Origin of the sequence: Enterococcus sp. 2G9_DIV0600 (assembly GCF_002140615.1) — a bacterium.
GTDB classification, from domain to species: Bacteria; Bacillota; Bacilli; order Lactobacillales; family Enterococcaceae; genus Enterococcus_D; species Enterococcus_D innesii.
Map to the genome: position 1 here is coordinate 996,860 of NZ_NGLL01000001.1, position 20,991 is coordinate 1,017,850.

At 42.3% G+C, this 20,991-nt stretch carries 24 protein-coding genes; 15 read left to right on the forward strand and 9 right to left on the reverse strand.

The genetic code is table 11. From position 1 onward, the window contains the following. Positions 1-33: 33 nt before the first annotated feature. Both A5870_RS04745 and A5870_RS04750 read right to left on the reverse strand, forming a co-directional pair. Entirely contained in the window at positions 34-873 is an 840-nt protein-coding gene (locus A5870_RS04745) for an aldo/keto reductase (protein WP_077452825.1), read from the reverse strand. A gap of 128 nt (positions 874-1,001) precedes the next feature. Next, the gene (locus tag A5870_RS04750) at positions 1,002-1,829 is read right to left on the reverse strand and encodes a manganese catalase family protein (RefSeq protein ID WP_034857733.1); all 828 of its coding nucleotides are present in this window, start codon (positions 1,827-1,829) and stop codon (positions 1,002-1,004) included. A 186-nt stretch (positions 1,830-2,015) separates the two neighbouring features. Here A5870_RS04750 and A5870_RS04755 point away from each other — a divergent pair, with 186 nt between their 5' ends. Further along, entirely contained in the window at positions 2,016-2,957 is a 942-nt protein-coding gene (locus A5870_RS04755; protein WP_086291974.1) for a magnesium transporter CorA family protein, read from the forward strand. A gap of 71 nt (positions 2,958-3,028) precedes the next feature. On the opposite strand, the gene A5870_RS04760 is transcribed toward A5870_RS04755, so the two are convergent. From A5870_RS04760 to A5870_RS04770, 3 genes are all read right to left on the reverse strand, one after another. After that, positions 3,029-3,880 carry a carbohydrate ABC transporter permease gene (locus A5870_RS04760; protein ID WP_010747711.1) on the reverse strand — a complete coding sequence of 284 codons (852 nt, stop codon included), beginning with the start codon at positions 3,878-3,880 and terminating at the stop codon, positions 3,029-3,031. Beyond that, positions 3,870-4,742 carry a carbohydrate ABC transporter permease gene (locus A5870_RS04765; protein ID WP_086291975.1) on the reverse strand — a complete coding sequence of 291 codons (873 nt, stop codon included), beginning with the start codon at positions 4,740-4,742 and terminating at the stop codon, positions 3,870-3,872. The genes A5870_RS04760 and A5870_RS04765 overlap by 11 nt, the downstream gene beginning before the upstream one ends. Positions 4,743-4,834: 92 nt before the next feature. Beyond that, positions 4,835-6,094, reverse strand: a complete 1,260-nt coding sequence (locus A5870_RS04770) for an ABC transporter substrate-binding protein (RefSeq protein WP_086291976.1) — start codon at positions 6,092-6,094, stop codon at positions 4,835-4,837. Positions 6,095-6,500: 406 nt separating this feature from the next. On the opposite strand from A5870_RS04770, the gene A5870_RS04775 reads away from it, so the two are divergent. From A5870_RS04775 to A5870_RS04785, 3 genes are all read left to right on the forward strand, one after another. Beyond that, positions 6,501-6,749: a GlsB/YeaQ/YmgE family stress response membrane protein gene (locus A5870_RS04775; RefSeq protein WP_077452821.1), complete on the forward strand. Its 249-nt coding sequence runs from the start codon at positions 6,501-6,503 to the stop codon at positions 6,747-6,749. A 184-nt stretch (positions 6,750-6,933) separates the two neighbouring features. Then, positions 6,934-7,335, forward strand: a complete 402-nt coding sequence (locus tag A5870_RS04780; RefSeq protein ID WP_005225423.1) for an Ohr family peroxiredoxin — start codon at positions 6,934-6,936, stop codon at positions 7,333-7,335. Positions 7,336-7,412: 77 nt separating this feature from the next. Next, positions 7,413-8,447, forward strand: a complete 1,035-nt coding sequence (locus A5870_RS04785) for a hypothetical protein (protein WP_086291977.1) — start codon at positions 7,413-7,415, stop codon at positions 8,445-8,447. A gap of 60 nt (positions 8,448-8,507) precedes the next feature. Here A5870_RS04785 and A5870_RS04790 read toward each other — a convergent pair whose 3' ends face one another. After that, positions 8,508-8,852, reverse strand: a complete 345-nt coding sequence (locus A5870_RS04790) for a peptidase (RefSeq protein ID WP_005234590.1) — start codon at positions 8,850-8,852, stop codon at positions 8,508-8,510. 292 nt (positions 8,853-9,144) lie between these two features. Here A5870_RS04790 and pepA point away from each other — a divergent pair, with 292 nt between their 5' ends. The 4 genes from pepA to ytpR all read left to right on the forward strand — a co-directional run bounded on the left by pepA (position 9,145) and on the right by ytpR (position 12,035). After that, on the forward strand, positions 9,145-10,221 hold the full coding sequence (pepA, locus tag A5870_RS04800) for a glutamyl aminopeptidase (protein ID WP_034878843.1): 1,077 nt from the start codon (positions 9,145-9,147) through the stop codon (positions 10,219-10,221). 132 nt (positions 10,222-10,353) lie between these two features. Then, entirely contained in the window at positions 10,354-10,674 is a 321-nt protein-coding gene (locus A5870_RS04805; protein WP_026008043.1) for a thioredoxin family protein, read from the forward strand. 12 nt (positions 10,675-10,686) lie between these two features. Next, positions 10,687-11,148, forward strand: coding sequence for a universal stress protein (locus A5870_RS04810; RefSeq protein WP_016610011.1), 462 nt, complete (start codon positions 10,687-10,689; stop codon positions 11,146-11,148). A gap of 272 nt (positions 11,149-11,420) precedes the next feature. Further along, entirely contained in the window at positions 11,421-12,035 is a 615-nt protein-coding gene (gene ytpR, locus A5870_RS04815; protein ID WP_005225431.1) for a YtpR family tRNA-binding protein, read from the forward strand. A 68-nt stretch (positions 12,036-12,103) separates the two neighbouring features. On the opposite strand, the gene A5870_RS04820 is transcribed toward ytpR, so the two are convergent. Continuing rightward, positions 12,104-13,408 carry a S1C family serine protease gene (locus tag A5870_RS04820; protein WP_086291978.1) on the reverse strand — a complete coding sequence of 435 codons (1,305 nt, stop codon included), beginning with the start codon at positions 13,406-13,408 and terminating at the stop codon, positions 12,104-12,106. 373 nt (positions 13,409-13,781) lie between these two features. Here A5870_RS04820 and rlmH point away from each other — a divergent pair, with 373 nt between their 5' ends. The 3 genes from rlmH (at position 13,782) to map (ending at position 15,892) form a co-directional block, all read left to right on the forward strand. After that, positions 13,782-14,261, forward strand: a complete 480-nt coding sequence (gene rlmH / locus A5870_RS04825) for a 23S rRNA (pseudouridine(1915)-N(3))-methyltransferase RlmH (protein ID WP_008379108.1) — start codon at positions 13,782-13,784, stop codon at positions 14,259-14,261. 65 nt (positions 14,262-14,326) lie between these two features. Next, on the forward strand, positions 14,327-15,064 hold the full coding sequence (truA, locus tag A5870_RS04830; protein ID WP_086291979.1) for a tRNA pseudouridine(38-40) synthase TruA: 738 nt from the start codon (positions 14,327-14,329) through the stop codon (positions 15,062-15,064). 42 nt (positions 15,065-15,106) lie between these two features. After that, positions 15,107-15,892, forward strand: a complete 786-nt coding sequence (gene map, locus A5870_RS04835) for a type I methionyl aminopeptidase (protein WP_086291980.1) — start codon at positions 15,107-15,109, stop codon at positions 15,890-15,892. Positions 15,893-16,228: 336 nt separating this feature from the next. Here map and A5870_RS04840 read toward each other — a convergent pair whose 3' ends face one another. Beyond that, complete coding sequence (locus A5870_RS04840; RefSeq protein WP_086291981.1) at positions 16,229-17,110, reverse strand: DMT family transporter; 882 nt, start codon at positions 17,108-17,110, stop codon at positions 16,229-16,231. Further along, complete coding sequence (locus A5870_RS04845) at positions 17,107-17,592, reverse strand: GNAT family N-acetyltransferase (protein WP_077452813.1); 486 nt, start codon at positions 17,590-17,592, stop codon at positions 17,107-17,109. The genes A5870_RS04840 and A5870_RS04845 overlap by 4 nt, the downstream gene beginning before the upstream one ends. A gap of 104 nt (positions 17,593-17,696) precedes the next feature. On the opposite strand from A5870_RS04845, the gene A5870_RS04850 reads away from it, so the two are divergent. From A5870_RS04850 to msrA, 4 genes are all read left to right on the forward strand, one after another. Next, positions 17,697-18,566: an AraC family transcriptional regulator gene (locus tag A5870_RS04850; protein WP_086291982.1), complete on the forward strand. Its 870-nt coding sequence runs from the start codon at positions 17,697-17,699 to the stop codon at positions 18,564-18,566. A gap of 208 nt (positions 18,567-18,774) precedes the next feature. Further along, positions 18,775-19,065 carry an AbrB/MazE/SpoVT family DNA-binding domain-containing protein gene (locus A5870_RS04855; RefSeq protein ID WP_086293387.1) on the forward strand — a complete coding sequence of 97 codons (291 nt, stop codon included), beginning with the start codon at positions 18,775-18,777 and terminating at the stop codon, positions 19,063-19,065. After that, on the forward strand, positions 19,059-19,409 hold the full coding sequence (locus A5870_RS04860; protein WP_086291983.1) for a type II toxin-antitoxin system PemK/MazF family toxin: 351 nt from the start codon (positions 19,059-19,061) through the stop codon (positions 19,407-19,409). Before A5870_RS04855 ends, A5870_RS04860 begins: the two co-directional genes overlap by 7 nt. A gap of 310 nt (positions 19,410-19,719) precedes the next feature. Further along, positions 19,720-20,643 carry a peptide-methionine (S)-S-oxide reductase MsrA gene (gene msrA / locus A5870_RS04865; RefSeq protein ID WP_086291984.1) on the forward strand — a complete coding sequence of 308 codons (924 nt, stop codon included), beginning with the start codon at positions 19,720-19,722 and terminating at the stop codon, positions 20,641-20,643. The last annotated feature ends 348 nt before the right edge of the window (positions 20,644-20,991 follow it).

Sequence of the window (20,991 nt, forward strand, 5' to 3'; positions counted from 1 at the left end):
CTCCATTTATAGCGGAGAAGCTGCTGGTTTTGTTTATTCAAACTCTTCATACTCATTTGGATCTTGACCATCAATACGGCCGTCTTCCTTGTTTAACTGATTGATTTGATTGATTTCATCTTCAGTCAGTTCAAAGTCGAAGATTGCAAGATTTTCTCGTTGATGGGCGAGGTTTCTTGATTTTGGAAGGGGCAAAATGCCACGATCCACATGCCAGCGCAAGATGATTTGACCAGCTGACTTTTGGTATTTCTCAGCTAATTCAGTGATCAGTGGTTCTTTCAGGGCATCGCTGCCACGACCTAATGGGCTCCAAGCTTCCGTTACGATGCCGCGTTTTTTGTTTTCTGCGACCATTCGTTCTTGAACCCAGTAAGGATGAATCTCAATTTGATTTAGCGCAGGGGTCACACCAGTTGCTTCAATGATGGCATCCAAATGTTCTGGTTCAAAATTGGAAACGCCGATGGAACGGATCAAGCCTAATTTTTGGGCGGTCACTAAGGCTTGCCAAGCTTCGACATATTTGCCGCGTTTTGGTAATGGCCAGTGGATCAAAAAGGCATCGAAGTAGTCGAGTCCCATGCGAGCAAGGGATTCTTGAATGCTGGTTAGGGCATCATCATAGCCATGGTATTTTCCTGGTAATTTTGAGGTGATATAAAATTCTGAACGTGGGATACCCGAGCGACGGATCGCTTTGCCGACAATGCCTTCATTGTCATAATTGGTTGAAGAATCGATCAAGCGATACCCGTCGGCGATCGCTGCTTGCAGCTGGCTCAATCCTTCGCCACCGCGGATCTGATAGGTACCGATGCCCACTGCGGGGCGTAAATTGCCGTCGTTTAATGTCAGTAAAGGTGCTTTCATAAAATGATTCCTCCTTTTCTTTACATTCTACTCTAACGCTTTTTTGCCAGGAACGTAACCAACTTGCTCAAACAAAGAAAAAAGAGCAACGGTTTCTGTTTCAGAAACAATTGCTCTTTTTGATTAAATTATTTTTCAGGCGGTGTGCCATACATTTTTGGTGTGACTTGATCGAGTTTTGGCGCTTTTCCTTCGACTTTTGGTTCGTCTAGCCATTGGTATTCGCCTTCACCGTCAAGGGCTTTGCCTTTCGCCCAAGAGCCTTCTTTGCTTTGGTCGCCTTCTGAGAAGTTATAGAAATCATAAGCGATATCTAAGCGTTCGTTTTTGCGGTCAAAGGTACTTGGCACTAAAATTGAGCCTTCGTTTTCTTCCAATTCTTTCACGGCAGCTGCCCAGAGATTTTGGTGGTAGCTATCACGCGCTAATAAGACCGAAAGTAAGTCTTTGACCCCACGGTCATCGATCATCTCATAGATGCGTGCTACTTGCAGACGACCTTGTGATTCCGCATTTAAGTTGGCACGAAAATCAGCAAGTAAGTTGCCACTAGCAATGATATACGCACCTGACCATGGATTGCCGACACTATCAGCAGGACGTGGTCCTAAGCCTGCAACGATGGCATGTTGCGGATTCATTCCAGAAATGATCGCACCGATCGTTGGGTCTTTTTTCATAGCCGCTTCTTGATCTTCCACAGGTGCACCTTCCAGTAGACGTGCAACCATCGTTGCTAACATTTCAACGTGTCCAAGCTCTTCAGTAGCGATATCCATCAACATATCTTTGTATTTTTCTTCCCCACGGCAGCTCCATCCTTGGAATAAGTATTGCATGGCAACACTCATCTCTCCATATTGTCCACCGATTAATTCTTGAAGGTATTTCGCAACTAACGGATTTGGTTTTTCTGGTTTAGCTTCAAACTGTAGTTCTTTTTGATGACGAAACATACTATTCCTCCTAAAATTTTTTATTGGGCCCATAAAAAGTTTCTCATGAATCGAAAGGTTCGTCTAATAAAATGCACTTAGTTCAAAATGAAAAAACCTCCAAAAAGAAAAGCCATTTACTTTGACAAAAAGCGAGAAGCGTTAGATAGTTAAATTAAGAGAGAATTAGAAAAGGAGCGAGTCACCATGTTTCAGTATTACAAAATGGACGACCGAAAAATAAGGGAATCCTCGGAGGAAGATTACAATTGGCTGGTGGTTTCTGGGACAGATCCAGAGGAACAACGCCACTTGTTAGATAAGTATCAACTGCCCGAAGATATTTTTATTGGCGCCAATGAACCAGAAGAAGTCTCACGTTTGGAATACTTACGTAATACTAAGTTAAATCATCCGATTCTTTATACCTTGATCGATTTGTCAGAAGTGACACAAGACCGCATCGAAGATCGTTTAGAACCGGTGACTTTTATTTATACCAAAGATCTTTTAATCTCTTATGTCTCTCATCAATCTACACTGATTAAACGCCTGATTGAAAAGCATGAGCAAGATATTCAACGGTATGAAGATATTGTTGCTTACTCGACGTTGATGATCTACACCCATTACATCAAAGGTCTGCAGGGAATGAAGAAGCAAATCGATGATTTGGATCAAGCAGCCCGTAAAACGACGGAAAACAAGGAATTGTTCAATTTAGCCGATACCGAGCGAGACATGGTCTATCTTGATCACACCTTGCGGGACCAAAACCATACTGTCGATCGATTGATGGATCGCAAAGAATTTTTGGATCGTTTGGATAATGAAGCACTTGTTTATGACATCAAGCTACGGCAGAAATTTGCCATGAAAATGGTCACCATCTATCGCGACTTGTTAGAAACTATCGGTGGCTTGTTCTCCGATATGATGGACAACAATCTAAACCATCTGATGAAATACTTAGATTCTGCGGCATTAGTGGTGGCTGTGCCATCCTTGATCGCGGGGCTATGGGGGATCAACACCGGGGGACTGCCAGGAAAAGACAATGCGATCGGTACGATCGTCGTCTTCGGCTTGGCTATTTTAGTCGGTATTTTAACCGCCGTCTACTTGTCACGAAAAGACTTTTCAAAATAAAAAGCGCCGCTGCTCTGTAGCACCGTTCATCCATAAAAGGAGAAAGGTGCGACGAAGCAGTCGGCACTTTTTTATTTTAGCCCGCTATCTAAATTGCTGTCGAGAATCCAGCGCTGAAAGGCGAGGAAGACCAGCAGCAAAGGCAAAATGGAAATTACTGAGGCAGCGATCAAAATCGTCCAATTGATATTTTCCGCGCCCACCAAGCTGCGGATCGCCACTTGCAAGGTATATTTTTTCGGATCATTCAAGACGATCAAGGGCCAGATATAATCATTCCACCGCCACTGGAACGAAAAGATCCCCAGTGTCATAATGATTGGTCGGGCAATCGGCAGCATGATTTTCAAAAAGATCATCCCATCCGAGGCGCCATCGATGCGGGCTGATTCAATCAAATCGTCAGGAACGGAGACGAAAAAGGTCCGAAACATAAAGATACCGGTTGCTGTATTGATGGAAGGAATGATGATCCCCAGCAAGTTATCATATAAGCCTAGCGAACGAATGACGGAAAACGTCGGATTCATGATAACTTCCGTCGGCAGCATGGTGGTGGCGATGATACATATGAAGAAAAAACGCAGCCATTTGGCATCGTATTTTGCAAAGGCATAGCCACAGGCGGCGCTGACTAGGATCGTCAATAAAGTGGTGACGACCGCTGAAATCAACGTATTATTGAAGTAACGAAAGAAATCCAATGTCGTCCAAGCATCAATAAAGTTTTGAATGGTTGGATTTTCAGGAATGATTTTCAAGGGATAAGCAAATAGTTCAGTCCCTGGTTTGAAGGCACTCAATAAGAACCAAAGCAGTGGAAAAAGGTACAGTAGGGAAGTGATGATCAATGCCAGCGTTAAAAAAAACATCGCTGACTTTCTTGTGACAGGTCGTTTGGTTTTGATGGTCTTAGATGTCATTCTTGCCGCCTCCAATCTTCATTTGTGCTAAGCCTAACAGTAAAAGAATCACGAAAAGAACCATGGAGGCAGCACTGGCATAGCCGACCCGCATTTTGTCAAACCCAGTCGTATAGATATATTGCACGATCAACATGTTGTCGGTTCCTGGACCACCATTAGTCAACGATTGCACGAGGGCGAACTCTTTCATAGCGCCGATCGAAGCCAATAAGATGACCATAAAGGAAGTTGGCCGCAGCATAGGCAATGTGATGTAGCGCAATTTGTGCCCAAAGCTAGCGCCGTCGATCTCGGCAGCTTCATACAACGAGCGGGGGATATTTTTCAAAGCTGCAGTAAATTGCAGCATGTTAAAGGCAGTGCCGCCCCAGATGGCAGCCAAAATAATGACAGAAAAGGCAGCATTCGAGTCGGTAAACCACGGGACAGTTTGTTGTCCCGCTTGCTCTAGAATAAAGTTGATAAAGCCAAAGTTTTCACCAAACAGCCATTTCCAGATAACCCCAGCGATGATCCCAGAGATGGTCCATGGTAAGAAAAAAATGATCTTTGCGAAAAATTTGCCTTTCGCCAACTGACTATTCAACATCAAAGCGACGGCGAGAGAAACGACATAGATACTTGGGACCAGAATGATCACATAACGAAATGTGCGGAATAGTGCTTTATAAAAGCTGGCGTCTTGAAACAATTCTTGGTAGTTTGCCAAGCCGATAAAATTGGCTGTCGCAAAGCCTTTATAGTCCGTCAACGAGTAATAAAGTCCTAAGAGTGCTGGAATCAAAAAGAAGATAATGAACAAAATGATGCTTGCGCCAGTGAAAAACAACGGCCATTTGTTTTTTTGTAAAGTGCTCATAGAAAATTCCTCCTCCGACGATCGTATCAGCAACAAAGAACCCGCAGTCTGCAAAAAGCCAGACTATGGGTTCTTTGTGGTTGAACGTCTGTTTATTTCTTCAAAAACCCATCATTGTAATCCTTGATCGTCTTGTCGATTGCCTCATCTAATGTAATTTCATCATTTAATACTTGCACGATGGCATCACGGTAAGCCCCTGTCAATCCAGTGTAGCCTTTCATACTCATCGTCACTTGATCGGTGGTTTGCTTGCTGCTGATTGGATGAGCAGCGGCTGCGATCTCTTGGTTGTAGATTTCATAAGCATCCTGACCTTGTTCATAATCGACCGTCAAATCTTCCACCGCAGGTAAGTAGCCAGCATAGGTACAAAGCTGTTTGTAATTTTCTTCTTCGTACAACCATTTGATGAATTTTTCGCCTTCTTCACTGTTTTTACTATTGTTGAAGCCAGTGATGAAGTTGCCGCCCATATTTACCGCGCGGGTCTCTTCATAAGGAGAATAGGTGGATTGCCAGTTAAAGTTGCTGATGTTGGTAGAAAAATCAACGATCTGCCAGCTGCCAGAAAAGTAAGCTGGAACACGGCCGCTCTTGAACATAGCAGAAGCATCTTCTCCAGAGGTCCAAACCGATTTTGGCATCACTTCGTCATTGTTCAAATCCACAAATTTTTGCAAAGCCGCTTTCGTAGCATCATCGGTCGTATAAGAATCACCGCTGTCATCTAAAAAGAAATCTTGTCCCCCGTATTGATAGGTGAAAGCCCGTAAACGGTGATCCGACGCGTCCATGACCATGCCGTATTTGGCATCGGTTTTTTCAACGACTTCATTGATCGCAGTTAAAAATTCATCCCAAGTCCAAATGTCTTCTTCCGAAGTGGGGTAGGTCACACCAGCTTCGTCAAACAAATCCGTATTGATAAACAACCCAGTGGCAGTGACATCGGAAGGGAGCGCTTTGACGACATCTGCTTCATCTTTGATCGTCATCGATTCCAATGTTTTTGCCTCACTGGCGATGTCTGATAGATCCATCAGATAGTCATTCCAGTCAGGTTGAACGGTAGAAACCCGCACGACCTCTGGCGCATCATCTGCTTGAACAGCTTTGGTGATCTTTGTCAGCAAGTCCGCATAAGGCACATCGGTGACTTCGACAGTCACACCAGTTTCTTCCTTGTATTTTTCCGCCATTTTCGAATAAGCGCCGCCTTCACTGGTATCTCCAGAAACGAACATACGGATCTGTTTGCTGTCGCTGGCACTGTCACCACTGCCGCATCCAGCGACCCCCAACATCACTGCCGCTAAAGACAAAATTGAATACCCTATTTTTTTGTTCATTTTGTTCCTCTCCTTTATTGAATGATTTTTGTTCAAAAAAACGTTTCCAATCGAAAACGATCGAAACGTCCCCCAATGAAAAATAGCTGAAGTTCTGAAAAGATAGCAGTCCTAGGACTGATCGAGGAGTGAAAAGTGCCAATTATCTGACAAAATAAGAGTGGTTCTCCCTCAGTTTAGCGGATAAGATACAAAATACAAAATAAAACGATTTCAAAAAATGCACCAATACTAAAAAAAACGAATTAAAGCTCTTACAACGATAATTAAGAAGTGCTGATAAACGTTAATATAACAAGGTTTGAAAATTTTTTTTGCAAATTGAGTGCAAATCTTTTGTCTAAAACGGGGATTAAGCGTAACATAATATGTGTAATAACTACTTAAAAGAAAGAAGGAGAAAAATATGCATTGGTTATGGGTATTAATCGTAGGAGCTATTATCGGTTTGATCGCCGGAGCTATCACAAATAAAGGTGGATCAATGGGTTGGATCGCCAACATCGTTGCAGGTTTAGTAGGTTCAGCTATTGGACAAGCGATCTTAGGTTCTTGGGGTCCATCACTTGCTGGAATGGCAATCATCCCATCAATTATTGGTGCGGTTATTGTCGTTGCTGTTGTTTCATTCTTCTTAGGACGTTCAAACGGCTAGTCCATTCAGCAATTGTTTCCATTTATTTATTTCGGGTAGCAATTACCTCGAATAGACAGGCAAATCCAGAGTTTCTGGGTTTGCCTTTTTTGTTTTCAAGAAACAAGTACAAGCAATCCTTTTGTCATATCGGGAAATTGTCGTTACACTTGAAGTAGGTCAAAAAAAGAAAGGAAGAGGTTCAATGAAAAAGCAATATGAAACAGCGATGATCAATCGAGGCGGTCGTGTCGGAGAGGTCGAAGCACCAAATGGCAGTTTTCACCTGAAAATTGACAAACCGGGTCTTCATAGTGAAGGGACTAACCCAGAACAATTATTTGCCGCAGGCTATGCTTCATGCTTCAACGGTGCCGTACAGCATATGTTGAAAGAGCATAACATCGAATCCGAATCCGAAGTTAAAGCAAGAGTGTCTTTGTATCAGCATGAGGACGGTAGTTACCAAATCGGCGTGATTTTAGAAGTATCGTTACCAGGCGTTGAAAAAGCCGAAGCGGAGAAAATCGCAGAAGAAGCGCACGATTTTTGTCCGTATTCTCGGGCAACTCGTGGCAACATTGATGTCGAAGTACAAGTAGTCTAAGCATTATTGCAGCTAGACAAACAATAAGCGGCTGATAAATCAGCCGACAAGAGGGAATTCATCAAGGAGGCCAATCAATGAGACAAACAGAGTGCTTGCTGCTTTTGGGCGTGTTTGTGGTTGGCCTTTTTGTGGTGTACTGGCTAAAAAAGCACCGACATACGCGCCACAATCAAGCGCTGGTAGCCCAGCTGAAGCGTTATCCCAGGGTGCGGCAAGCGTGGCTGGCAGCCGGGGCAAAAAGAGAAGCAGTCCTTTTGGTTCCTGGATTAAAAGAAGCCACTGCCGCAGTGGCAACGACGGCAACGGCGAAAGTAGAAACGAGGCTGCACAAGCATGCGGATCAGTGTCAGGCAATGACCCCACAAGGGTTGGCCGTTTCAGAGGCCTATTTGTTCATCTCAGCGTATTGTTCGCAGCAGGAACATCACTCACAGCTTTATATAATAGAAAGAACGAGCGGGCGGCATCTGAAAACGGTGGTTCTGCCAAAACGCCCCCATGTCGGCGGATTAGTCTTTGATCGAGCAACGCAATTGCTGTGGCTAACCATCACTGGAAAAGGAATGGGGCGCGTGGCGTGTGTTTCTCTGCAGAAACTGCTGGAAGATGATTCCTTGGCAACCAATCAGCCTATCGCTTATCAGCAAGTCATCGAATTGGCAGGCATCACTCACAGCTCCTATTTGGCAGCCGATAGCGGTGAACTTGTCTCAGGGACCTTTGCCTTGAAACAAGGAGGCGTGGTGGCGAATTATCCGCTATCTGTTCTTTCAGCCAGCGGTCGCAAAGCGCCTCCTCGCATCAAACCGCGTAAGAGAAGGGTCACCACCACGAAAGTCCAAAGTATCGCCTTTACCACTGAATACTTGTTGCTGGCACGTTCTTTTGGACCAGGGTCGGCGGAGTTATGGGTCTTTCCAAAGGATGCAACGGTGCTGACCCGCAAACATGCATTGCGGCGCATCAAGTTTCCCCATTACCTTGAACAGATCGTGGTAGAAAAAGGGCAGCTGTACTGCTTGTTTGAAAGTGGGGCATGGGCGTATCGGCAAAAAGGCGGCAGCATCGATGAAGTCGTGGTATTGGACCTTGCGACTTTGCTCCAGTAAAAGCACTGCTTAAAAAGAAAAAAGACCAGCCTCTTAAGAAGCTGGTCGTAAGTGCAGTGATTATTCCACGATTGCTCGTTGGATATCTAAGACGGTGCCGGTATGAGCATCTGCCAAAAATTCATAGGTGACAAGCTGTCCGTCTTCGGTGCGGGTGATGCCGCCAGTATATCCCTGGGAAGTGATCGCAAATTTGCGCAAAGGTTGTTTTTCGAAATTGATCCAAGAACCTTCGATCGGTCCTTCTTTGATAAACGCCGCTTTTATATTGTCTAAGACATCATCGGCATTCATGGCTTGCCTTTTCTTCAACCAGATCGTTGAAAAAATCCCTCCTGCAAAGCCAAGACCTAAACCGATGGTCAGTCCATTTTTAAAATAATGCAATGGATGCTCATTCTCCATCTAATGTCCCTCCTAAAGTAAGTTTTCCCGAATGTTTTGATCTCGGTGAAAGCACAGGTTCTCTTAACAATAGTTTACCATAGTTTAGAAATATTCTATAAGAAAAATAACCAACAATAGAAATTTGCGCTATAATAAAGAATATCAGTAGGAATAAGGAGGAAGAGAGCACATCCGTTGTTTCACCCAAAAATTGCTGGAAAACACAGCCACAGCAAGCGTTGCTTTTTCAAAAAAAGCAGCTTTGTTTCTTTAGGGCAGCAAACAACCGATACGTGTTTCTCGAATGATCATGGAAGAAAAAACATTTCAACGTATCAAAGAACTAACGGAGTTACAAGGAACCAGCGGGTTTGAACACGACGTGCGCGCGTATATGCGTGAAGCGATGACCCCCTTGGTAGATGAAATCCAACAAGATGGCTTAGGCGGCATCTTCGGTTTGCGTCACCACCAAGAAGCAGATGCACCACGAGTGATGTTAGCTGCTCACATGGACGAAGTTGGCTTCTTATTGACGACGATCACCGATCGCGGCTTATTCAAAGTCACTCCTTTAGGCGGATGGAATCCCTATGTGGTTTCTGCTCAACGGTTTACATTGAAAACAGCGAAGGGCGATTACCCATGCGTTTCTTCTTCAGTACCGCCACATTTGTTGCGAGGAAGCAGCGGTCAGAAAAATGTCGAAGTGACAGATATTTTGTTTGATGCTGGGTTTGAATCAAAAGAAGAAGCAGAAAGCTTTGGTGTACGTCCTGGCGATACGATCGTCCCCCAAGTGGAAACCATCAAAACAGCCAATGGGAAAAACATCATCTCGAAAGCTTGGGACAACCGTTACGGCTGTGCGGTCGTATTAGAAGCACTTGAAGCCTTGAAAGAGGAAACGTTAGGCCATACGCTGATTGCTGGTGCCAACGTTCAAGAAGAAGTCGGCTTACGGGGTTCCCGTCCGTCTGTGACGAAATTCAAACCAGACTTGTTCTTTGCGGTCGATTGCTCGCCAGCAGATGACACAGTCACGAAAAATGGCACCTTTGGTCATCTAGGAGCCGGGACTTTGATGCGAATCTATGATCCAGGCATGATCATGTTGCCGCGGATGAAAGAATTCTTGTTGGATACAGCAGAAAGCAACAACATTCCTTACCAATACTTTGTTTCAAAAGGTGGTACCGACGCTGGTGCGGCACACATGGCAAATGAAGGGATCCCAAGTTCAGTTATCGGTGTTCCTGGACGATACATCCATACCCACCAAACCCTATTCAGTATCGCTGATTATGAAGCGGCACGGGAAATGGTGATTCAAGTCTTGAAAGGTTTGGATCGTTCAACCGTTGATACGATTTTGGCAGGACAATAAGCGAGAACGAACGAAAGCAAAGAGACAGCAACCCGTTGTCTCTTTTTTTCTGCAGGGGTTCTAAGATCAGCATGTCAGTTGGTAGTCCCTGAAAGAAAGGTGTATACTTAAAGAAAAGAAAGTGGTGAGAATTTGATTATTCCAAAAGATTTAGCAGAGTTAGCAACATATGTGGAGAAAGGCAAAAATGTCTTCTTTTTCACCGCCGATTGGTGTGGGGATTGCCGCTACATCAAACCGCAATTGCCTGAGATCGAAGCGGACTTTCCAGATCTTCAATTTATCGAAGTCGACCGTGATGAATACATGGATGTAGCGGTTGAATGGAACATTTTTGGTATTCCTAGCCTCGTCGTCATCGAAGACGGCAAGGAGCTGGGACGGTTAGTCAACAAGGATCGCAAAACCAAAGAAGAGATCGAAGCCTTTTTAACCAGCGTACAATCAGCATAGGAGGGGAAAAAGATGGAAGCACAAAGATATCAAAACATTTTAGTAGGGATCGATGGGTCAGATCAAGCGATGTCTGCCTTCAAAAAAGCAGTGGAAGTCGCTCGTCGAAATCAAGGGAAGGTCTATGCCGCAACGATCATCGATCAGCAAGTGCCGACCATGATGGGCTATGCACCTTTGGATAGCTCCATCTTGGAACAAGAAAAAGATACGGCGAAAAATCTGATCGACGATTGCAAAGCTTACGCAAAATCAGTGGATTTTGATCTAGTAGAAGGCATCGTCGCTTACGGCTCCATCAAAGACGCCCTTGCCACTCAATTACCTGATCAATACAACATCGATTTGATCATGGTGGGGCAATCTGGGCTGAACGCCGTGGAACGCTTCATGATGGGGAGTGTCGCCAGCTTCGTTATCCGTGAAGCCCGGTGCGACGTGCTGATCGTATCCCCTGAAGAAACCAAAGCGTAAGGTCATTTTTGAAAAAATAAGCTTGTCGTTGCCGAGTTCTTTTCCTTAGTTCGCATGGTAGTAACAAGTGACAAAAGGAAGTTCCTGAGAACCAGCGGTTTTGCTCGCTAGTGAAGCATTGTCTTTAGCAAATGAGCAGTAGCTGGTTTTCAGGCTTTTTTGTCTTTGAAAATAACTAGAATTTCAAGGAAAACAAAGAAATTCCATGACGGATGCCGAAAAATTTGTTAAGATTATGGGCGGAATGTGTAAGTACCTAAGGAGGAAAAAACGTGATTTTTGCTTATAACAAAGAATATGTCAGTGATACACTACTTGCGATCACAGCAGATGATAAAGGATTAGAACAAACCGTCGAACGCAAAGGCAATGTTGCCCAAATCAAAAATGAAGAAGGCACGATCGTCGGCTGGAACTTTTTTGCGATCTCAGAAGTGATGACGATCGAAGGCCGTGGCCAAGTGACGTTGACGAAAGAACAAATCCAACAATTAAACACCATGATCAAAGAAGCAGGATTCAGCGAAGAACTGCCAGCAGATACAGAACCAAAAATCGTCGTTGGCTATGTGAAGTCTTGTGTGGAACATCCAGACAGCGACCATCTGTCTATCACGGAAACAGAAGTTGGAGATGGGGAAGTCTTGCAAATCGTCTGTGGCGCTGCCAATATCCGTAAAGGCTTGAAAGTCGTTGTCGCAAAACCTGGCGCAATGATGCCAGATGGCTTGATGATTTGGCCGGGGACGCTTCGTGGCGTAGAAAGCTTCGGAATGATCTGCTCTGCTAAAGAACTACATTTAGAAGGTGCACCAATGAAAAAAGGCATCCTTGAGCTGCCTCAAGATGCCGTTGTAGGTGAAGCTTTTCCGGTCGGTAAAGCCTAAAAAAATGAACTGCCGCTTCCTGTTTTTGCGGCAGTTCATTTTTTGATTGTTTTGATTGGTTTTGGTGATTAGTTGCTGCTGTCTGTTGATTGTTCGTTGATCGATGTATCAACGGAAAGTTTTACTTCTGCTGTTTTTTCTTCATCGCCACGATAGAAGGTTACAGTGATCGTGTCACCGACTTTGTGTTTGTACAACGCAGATTGCAGATCAGTTGTGGTGCTGACTTCTGTATCATCGATCTTCGTGATAACGTCATATTGTTGCAATCCTGCTTGTTCTGCTGGAGTTGCATTGTTGACTGAGTAGATCACAACGCCTGAAGTTACGGATGAAGGAACTTTCAAGATTTGTTCTTGTTGTTGTGATGTGATGGAACCTAAATCGATCGTTTGGATCCCTAGTGCAGGGCGGACCACTTTGCCGTCTGCTTCTAGTTGATTGATGATTTCAACGACATCGTTACTTGGGATCGCAAAGCCCATTCCTTCGACACTAACGCCTGAAGCAGAACCAGAGGTGCTGGCGATTTTACTTGAGTTGATCCCAATCACTTGACCATCAACGTTGATCAGTGGACCACCTGAGTTCCCTGGGTTGATCGCAGCATCCGTTTGGATCGCGTTGATACTGATCGTACCACCAGATTCGTTTTGGCTTGTAACTTGACGATTCAAGGAAGACACGATCCCTTGTGTCACAGAGTTTGCATAGTCGGAGCCTAGAGGAGAACCGATCGCGATGGCTGGTTCGCCGACTTTCAAGGCACTTGAATCGCCAAATGTTGCGGCAGTTGTAACTTTTTCAGAAGAGATTTTTAAGACGGCTAAGTCTGTGTAAGAATCGGTACCCACCAATTCAGCTTTGACTTTTGTACCATCTGCTAAGACAACTTCCAAACCATCTTGACCTTCAACGACGTGGTTGTTGGTTACGACATAGGCATCGTCGCCATCAATTTTGTAGATGACCCCACTACCTTCAGAAGAAGCTTCTAAGGCGCTGTCGTCTTCGCTTTGGCTATTGCCTTCACTTTGTCCACCTTGCTGACCAAAGAGGCTGTTCCAATCGTTGCTTTGACTTTGTTGTAAATTAATGATGGAAACGACGGAATCTTGTACTTTTTCAACTGCTTCAGTGACATCGCTGGTCACATCAAGTTTGACATTAGATACTTGTGTTTGCCCGTTAGAATCTTGGACCCCACTGTTGGTCGTGGTTTCTGGTGTTGAACTCAAGGATGAACCCATTGCCAGATATAGACCGCCGAAGGTCAATAATCCGCCGACCATACCGCCTAAAATCCCAATACCTAATCGTTTTAATAAACCAGGAGAAGTTTTCTTACCTGGTGTGACATATTTTCTTGCCATTACTATTTCCCCCTTAATGAATAATTCGTTATAATCAGTATATTCCTTCTATCTGAGATTAGTCTACTAAGAGATTTTGAAAAAAATATGAAGAAGTTGCGTAAGAATCTGTTTCAAACGATGAAATTTTCTTCGCAAAACCGGGTCATTTTTGAATAAAAATAGCAGAGAAATCTGGGGGGAATCAAAGGTTTTTTTATCCACAGTGTGTGGACAATCTTGATGGGGTTGGTTGGGTGGATGAAGAAATCGTTGAAGTGTCACAGTTTTATAGATAAGATAGAAGAATTTCAAAGAAAGTCAAAGTGTGTAAAAGGTTGTGGATAGCATTGTCCACATTTTCATAAAATAAGGGGATAACGAGGAGGGAACTATGAAAATCAAAATCGTCACAGTAGGAAAACTAAAAGAAAAGTACCTCGTTCAAGGAATCAACGAGTACGCCAAACGATTGGGGGCATACGCAAAGCTTGAGTTTGTCGAAGTACCAGATGAAAAAGCACCAGAAACCTTGAGCGAAGCTCAAATGCTGCAAATCAAAGAAAAAGAAGGCCAGCGCATTTTAGCCAAAATCAAAGACACCGAATATGTCTTTGCCTTAGCAATCGAAGGCACCAATCCCACCAGCGAAGCCTTCGCCAAACAAATTGATCAACTCGGCATCCAAGGAAAAAGCCAACTGACCTTCGTCATCGGCGGTTCCCTAGGCTTAAGCCAAGAAGTCATGACTCGCAGTGATGCCAAAATCTCCTTTGGCAAAATGACCTACCCGCATCAACTCATGAAACTGATCTTATTGGAACAAATCTATCGCGCGTATCGAATCAATACGGGGGCGCCGTATCATAAGTAAATATCTCAAGCAATAGAATAGAAAAAATTATCCACCGGTACTACCGGTAAAAAGGAGCAACAACCATGCGAAATATCAAATTAACGATTGAATATGACGGCAAGCGCTACTTAGGGTGGCAACGACTAGGAGATTCTGAAAAAACGATCCAAGAAAAAGTTGAAGGAGTCATCAAATTATTGACGGGAGAAGAAATTGAGGTTGTGGGTTCTGGCAGAACCGATGCTGGCACGCATGCTCGAGGACAAGTGGCGAATTTCAAAACGGCCCATCAAATGAGTTTGCCAGAGATGCAGCAGTTCTTTAACCGCTATTTGCCGCAAGACATCGTCGTCAACAAGATTGAAGAAGTCCCTGAACGCTTTCATGCACGCTATCATGCCAAAGGCAAGCAATACAGCTATTATGTTTGGAACAACGCAATCCCATCAGTCTTTGCTCGCAATACCAGTTTTCATTGCCCGCAGCCCCTTGATTTGGAAAAAATGCAGCAAGCGGCTGAGAAGTTGATCGGCACCCATGATTTTATTGGCTTTTCTGCGTTGAAAAAATCAAAAAAATCAACGGTGCGGACGATCGATGAAATCACCATCACACCAGAAGGCGACCTATTGCGGTTTACCTTCAAAGGTAACGGCTTTTTGCATAAAATGGTCCGAATCTTGACAGGCACACTGATTGCCATTGGCGATGGCACACTGCCGCCAGAAGTGATCGATCAAGTTTTAGCCGAGAAAGTACGACAAGCAGCTGGTGAAACAGTGCCTTCTCATGGCTTATTTCTAGATGAGGTGTATTATTAAAAGAAACTTGGTAATGGCTATTTAAGGAAAGGAGATCATCTATTGATCACATTAAAATCCCCACGAGAAATCGAACAAATGAAAACTTCTGGTCGTATTTTGGCAAGTATTCACGAGCAGCTACGGGAAAAAATCGTTCCCGGTATCACCACGAACCAAATCAACGCCTTTGTCCATCAACAGATAGAAGCAGCAGGGGCAACAGCCGCGCAAATCGGGTTTGAAGGCTATGAATTTGCGACGTGTATCAGTGTCAATGAAGAGATTTGTCATGGTTTCCCTTCAGAATATGTTTTAAAATCAGGCGATGTCGTCAAAGTTGATTTTTGTGTCGATTACAAAGGAGCAATCTCTGACAGCTGTTGGACGTATGCTGTAGGAGAGATTTCGCCAGAACATCAAGCGCTGATGGAAGTAACGAAAGAAGCCTTAATGAAAGGCATCGAGCAAGCACAAGTCGGCAACCGGGTCGGCGATATTGGTTATGCGATCCAAAGCTTCGCTGAAGAAAAAGGGTATGGTGTCGTGCGGGACTTTATTGCTCACGGCATTGGCCCAACCATTCATGAAGAACCATTCTTTCCTCACTTCGGCTTGCCTGGCAAAGGAATTCGTTTGAAAGAGGGCATGACGATCACCATCGAACCGATGATCACGACCGGCACTTGGCGCATGAAGATGGACCCGAACGGCTGGACAGCAACCACCATTGACGGCAGTTATTGTGCCCAATATGAACACTCGATCGCCATCACCAAAGAAGGTCCAGTCATCATGACGTTGCAAAAGGAAGAAACGTCAACATCACTTAATGTCTTTGAAAAATAACTGAGTGTATTTTCCGTAACATTTATACTTTCTACATTTCTTAAAAGGGCGTACCTAACTGATGGTACGCCCTTTCGATCTGTGCTTTTTTCAAAAAGATCGTAAAAGAACTCAGTAATCAACAAGTGCTTGTCTATTCATATCGGTATTATTTGATGGAGTCACTTTATTTTAAGGTTTCAGAAACTTAAAACGTTTTTGGCTTTTTCTTATTTGGTTCCGATTATTTATTTTGCTTTATAAATCATTTAACGATCAGTAGAAGAGGGAATCGAGTGACATTTAAGCCAACGAAAATACAAAAAAATAATATCATGAGGATTGTACATTAGTAAATTATTGAAAAGTTAATATACTACCTAAAAATATCAACGAGATACCTACAATACTAGAAAAAGGAATAGGATCATTTAAGATTAGCAAACCAAATATTGCAGAAACCGCAGGCTTAGAGAAAAAAACAGTGTGTGATAATTTTTTGAATTTTATTTGACAGATAAGGTAAAACAGAAAGCCGCAGGCGGTTACCACAATGCTCAAATAGAATAGACCTGGTAATGTTTGTAGGCTAAAATCGGTAAAGTAATGAAATGTGAAAATCGATTTTAATGGAGAATCATCATTAAATTTCGAAAAAATCAAATTTAATAGCGCCAATTCCAATGCGCCAAAAATAAAGGTATATGATGTAGAAGTCACTGTACTTAAAGTATATTTTTTGATAATTCTTTCGTTTAGTGTACTATATAATCCAAATAAAATAGAAGAGATCAAAGCAAATAGAACCCCTAGATCATTTTTTGTGTAATTTGAAACAATGATGATTATGATTCCTAGTACTGAAAGTATGATCGAAAGTGAAGGTACTTTTAACTGACGAGTTAATAACGTATTTATCAATTGTGTAAACAATGGATTTGTGCTAAAAACAACTGCTACAAAGAATGCGCTTGATTGAAAGATAGCCATTTGATAGAAATTCATGCTGAATACGATAAATAAAATCGCATTTAAAACAAGGAGTGGCAAAGAAGCTACCTTTATACTTTTTTTCTTAGCTAAAATAAATAGAAAAATACCGCCAATCAAAAAACGCCAAAAATTTAATTGCCCCCCGTGGCTACTCGTTCCCCCTAGTAACTTTAGTGTAATCTCTGTAGAACTGACTATTAGAATTGTAAAGATAGTGAAGAGAATGCCTTGGTATTTTTTTATCATAGCGATCGATGCATAATATACATGTCAGTAAAAATTCCATTCTTCAGTCGGAATCCTTTAGGGATAGAACCGATGATGGAAAACCCATTTTTCTCGTAGGTATGGATCGCTGCCTTGTTATTAGAGACGACGGCGTTAAATTGCATTCCTTGAAAACCTAGTTGTTTTGCTTCCCATAAGGATCTTTTTACTACGTGTTTGAATAAGCCCTTTCCTCTCATCCTTTTATCGATACAATAGCTCGCATTTGCAGTATGTGCACAACGTCCGATATTATTAGGATGAATTATGAAGAATCCTGCATAGACTCCATTATAAAGAAGACAGGATGCAGCAGATTGTTCTAATAACATTAATTCAAAATCTTCTGTATTAAATAAATCTTCTCCTGGAAATGCTTCGCCATCTATCAAAATATCATTCCAGGTTTGTGTCATTTCGCTTAAAAAACGCTTATTATAGGGGATAAATTCGATTGTCATAATTATTCAACTCCAATATTTTTATATGATAATATCATCAAATGATATATAATAATATGAAAAAAAGGTTCTTACATATGAAAATATAACCAAAGGACAAGTTGATGAAAAAATTATTTGAACAGAATCACTATCAAGATACTAGTTTTCCTTTTGAAATTTATCATATAAATCAAAATGGAGTGAATCCTTCAGGTAGAGGATTCGATGATGCCCATTGGCATGATGAATTACAATTTACCATTGTTGAGAAGGGAGTAGTTAATGCAAAAATTAATGGAGTCGACTATATATTAAATAAAGGTGATTTTATCTTTATCAACTCTAATGTTCTACATCAAATGACTCAACTAACACCCAATAGCTCTTATATAAGCATAAATTTTATCAAGGAGAATCTCACTTTCTTCCCTGGAAGCCGAATGGACCTTAGCTATGTGGAGCCCTATGTAAATAGTATAAAATATCCTTGTATTGCGATGGACAACCTGGATATTTCTTCAAGAGAAATCTTATCTATCCTAAAAGAAATTATCGATTTGTATTACATGGAACCAAGATTTGGTCGAGAGTACTTGATATCGATAGATCTTTGTAAAGCTTGGCTTATTCTAATCAACTCGAAGTTAGATCAGATAAAGCAACCGACTACCATTAAAAATACTAAAATAAATCAGATAATGACAATGATCCAATTTATATACGGAAACTATGCCGAAAATATAGCTTTAGCTGATATTTCCTCAAGTAGTCACATTAGTAATTCAGAGGCGAACAGATTGTTTAAAAAGTACACATCCATGACCCCTTATAAATTCTTGATTGATTATCGATTACAACGAAGTCAGAGTTTATTGGAAAATAAGAATCTAACAGTTACTGAAATTTCTCAACAAATTGGATTTTCTGATACGAGTCATTTTATCCAAAGTTTTAAGAAAAAATATGGACGAACGCCCGGATCCATAGATTAATGGGCGATAACTTAAAATAGGGTCAGAAACATAAAATTTTTTAATTCTTCATTTCACAATTCCTTTAGTAGCTCCATTAGTTAGGTCAGAAAGATACTAACTTAGCACAGCAGTGTAAACTTGTAAGAACAATTCTTTTTAATGGAATTTAGGTGAATCGACCAAAAGGATAATTATGTATATACTTAGTCGTGATATATGTTATACTATGTATATACAGAAAGAGGTGTCGCGCATGGAAATGTTACCTATAAAAAAATGGGGCAATAGTAACGGTCTTAGATTGCCCAAGCACATTATGGAGTATCTTGGCATTCATACAGATGACAAAGTGAAGATAATACAAGAAGAAGTAAACGGGCATAGACGGCTAATCATCGAAGCGGCAAATTCAGAAAACGAGTTAACGATTGAAGAGTTATTTGAAAATTACACTGCTGAGAGAAATCACGTGGAAATTCAACATTTAGGTGAAGCAGTAGGGAATGAAAAATGGTAAGAAAACCTAGACAAGGTGATATTTTGTTATTGGATACAGCTCCTCGTTCTGGACATGAACAAACAGGAAAAAGACCCTATATTGTTTTAAGTCATGACATGATTGCAGATTATAGTAACGTTGTCACCGTTGCTCCGATTTCCAGTACAAGTAGAAACTATCCGTTATATGTAAGTATTAATCCAGATTATGGCATGAAGACAACAGGAAAAGTATTGTTAGATCAATTAACGACAATAGATTATGAAGCCAGAGTATGTGTTTTTTTGGAAAAAGCGCATGAGCACTTGGTTGATGAGTTATTGATGAAAGTCAGAACAGTATTTCAAAAAGTAAGTAAATAAAAACAGCATGATCATCTTATCGATGTCGACCATGCTGTTTTCTTTTATTCTATAAACAGTATATCCGTAAGATTATACGCCCGTGCAATCTTTAAGACATCAGCTCCATTCTCAAGAGCCTGGACGATACTTTTATAAACAAGGCAACTGGGGGAGCTTTTGTGTCTGCATTAGCAATTTTAATACTTTGTGCTTGGCGACGTTTGAAGTCGGTACGCTGCTGGGCATCAAATTGGGCGAATCGGCGAAACTATGGTACAGTGCAACCAAACAAGGAGCGAGAGTCGCTCCTTCATGAGGCAAAGGGGCAATGGTGATGAAGCAAACAACGATGGCGTGGCTGTCAGAAATCTATAATTTGATCTTGCATCCTGGCACGAGACAGTGGGAACGAGAACAACTGGTGCAAGCAAAAAATACACTGGAAACCCAGCTGGCGACCAAACAAAAAGCGGGCAAACACGAAAAGGAATCGTCAAATAGTCTTGAAGACCAACAGACCAGACGGGTTTTGGAAAAACTAGAAGCGTCGTTGCGTCCTTTGGCACTGAGAAACAATCTGACCCCGAATGTCGCAGAGTTTTATCAAACAATCAGCCAGTCAGCACCGAAAAAGGCAAGGAATGAAGAAACAAGCAAAGCCCAACCAGCAGAAGTTTCTGTGGAGCCGACCGAAACAGGTGGAAAAGCACAAGAAGTGGCTATTTTTGCTGGAGGCTGCTTTTGGTGTATGGTCGAGCCTTTTGAAGACCAGCCGGGCATTCTTTCCGTCTTGTCGGGGTATACCGGGGGAACCGTCCCGAATCCGACGTATGATCAAGTACTAAGTGGAACAACAGGGCATGTCGAAGCAGTAGAGATCATTTTTGATCCCAAAATCATCACCTATCAGGACTTGTTGCAGTTATATTGGCAAGTGACAGACCCGACAGATGCTTTCGGACAATTTCAAGATCGCGGCAATTTTTATCGCCCAATCATTTTCTATACGACTGCTGAGCAGGAAGTGCTTGCGCAACGAGCCAAAAAGGAACTAGCACAATCTGGTTATTATCAGCAACCCATCGTGACTGAAATCCGCAAGACCACGCAGTTTTGGCCAGCGGAAAACTACCATCAAGCATTTTACAAGAAGCAGCCAAAGCGCTACCAGCGGATCAAGCGGGCGCGCAAACAACTGATGCTTTTTTATCGGCTGAAACGCTGGACAAACCGAGGTGAAAAACGATCATAGGCAGAAGATACATCAAAAAAGCGGGGCTCCGAGAAAAGGCCAGAGGATCAAATGAAGGCTCTTTTCTCCACAGGCCGCGCTTTTTTCTGCGCTTTTAGCTAATTGGATAAAAAACGTAGATTTATTTTAGAATAATGTCCAAAGAAAGCGTTAACAACAAGAATTATAATAGAGAAAGAAAAAGTGGCGAAAAAGGTCGAAAAAGCAGGTGTCTTTTGCTTGATTCCTTTCTTCGAGGAAAGAAGGTGGGAAACACCAGAGAAAAATCAGCGGAAAAATCAATCGGCAACACCACATAGCAACACAACATTTATTATATGAAGGTTCATATAAGTTAGGAGAAATGTG